This window comes from Marinomonas arctica (assembly GCF_003259225.1).
Lineage (GTDB): Bacteria > Pseudomonadota > Gammaproteobacteria > Pseudomonadales > Marinomonadaceae > Marinomonas > Marinomonas arctica.
Genome location: NZ_QHJF01000072.1, coordinates 1 through 1111, shown reverse-complemented (window position 1 = coordinate 1111; position 1111 = coordinate 1). Strand labels below are relative to the sequence as shown.

The 1111-nt window shown below is 42.9% G+C and carries 2 protein-coding genes; both read right to left on the bottom strand.

Features of this window, described 5'->3' with window-relative positions; translation table 11 throughout:
- Nucleotides 1-107 precede the first annotated feature (107 nt).
- The gene (hepT, locus tag DK187_RS20865) at nt 108-527 is read right to left on the bottom strand and encodes a type VII toxin-antitoxin system HepT family RNase toxin (RefSeq protein ID WP_188322918.1); all 420 of its coding nucleotides are present in this window, start codon (nt 525-527) and stop codon (nt 108-110) included.
- 1 nt (nt 528) lies between these two features.
- On the bottom strand, nt 529-954 hold the full coding sequence (gene mntA, locus DK187_RS20860) for a type VII toxin-antitoxin system MntA family adenylyltransferase antitoxin (protein ID WP_111609216.1): 426 nt from the start codon (nt 952-954) through the stop codon (nt 529-531).
- Nucleotides 955-1111 lie beyond the last annotated feature (157 nt).

Sequence of the window (1111 nt, the reverse complement as noted above, 5' to 3'; positions counted from 1 at the left end):
TTGGTATTTATTGTGTTTTGTAGGACATCATGAACGAAGTGTAATGTGCCGGTTAATGATGTTGGTTATGAATGTCAGATTACGCCTCGTGCCTCGTCTTATCTGACCTACGGGGTTTGATCTAGAGCTGTCAATCCTTGAGAACAAAAATCAAAAATAACGCCATATAATTGCTCGCGGATGATGCTATCAAGTAGCTGCTCATCAACATTCAAATAATCGTGTACTAACACATTACGCATGCCGATTATTTGACGCCAAGGCGCATTACCTTTCAGTAAGCCGGCATTATTTAAAATATCAAAGGCTTGATAAGCCTCTAATATTGGACGTTGACTCACCTGCTGCGCCCAATGCTTGGCAATACCAATCGCCGATTCAATACTCACTTGCATTAAGCGCTGCAAAGCCAAACGCTGATATTTATCAAGTGGCGCTTGTAAAAAATGGTTACGTAGCTCTTCTAGATCACTTTGGCATTGCCATACATGGGCACGCATTGCCTTTAAATAGCCATCATGTTTCATTTTATCGTCCATATCCCTCAGCTGCTGTGATTTTTTCTTGCTGTAGATAGTCAATTTCATATCGTGACATTATTTTACCTACGCCTTGCATCATTAGACCTCGCTCGCGGCAATACCAAAGCGTGTTGGCTTGTATGACTTCGATACCGAGCAGGATAGGTGCCTGCATTAGATCAATCACTGACAACTGACCATCGCCTAGCTGTAAACTTTGTTGCCAATCGATAAGAAGCATCTCTGGGCGCATGCGTCTAGTGAAAACATCCGTCTCGTGGCGGGTAAATTGTACCGCCAAATCCAAATCACTGTACTCATGAGCTAGCCCCTTGGCGTGCGATCCATATAGCCACAAGGCATTAATTTGCGGATCCGCTTCGGCTAATTTCAGCAACTGCCTCTTACAACGGATAAAGTCTTGCTCAATCATATAGTCTCACTGCAAAGGTTTGTTTGACGTTTTGATGATTCCATTACCTCTCATTACACCCGATTTTACACTTTTTGCGCGCCTTTGCTTAGTTTGTTTTTTTGTCTACCTAGAGGTATGACCGTAATCCGGCGTTAGGTAGTTATCGTTGGTTTGT

Coding starts and splice junctions, on each gene's coding strand:
- hepT (WP_188322918.1), bottom strand. CDS start 527: ATGAAACATGATGGCTATTTAAAGGCAATGCGTGCCCATGTATGGCAA.
- mntA (WP_111609216.1), bottom strand. CDS start 954: ATGATTGAGCAAGACTTTATCCGTTGTAAGAGGCAGTTGCTGAAATTA.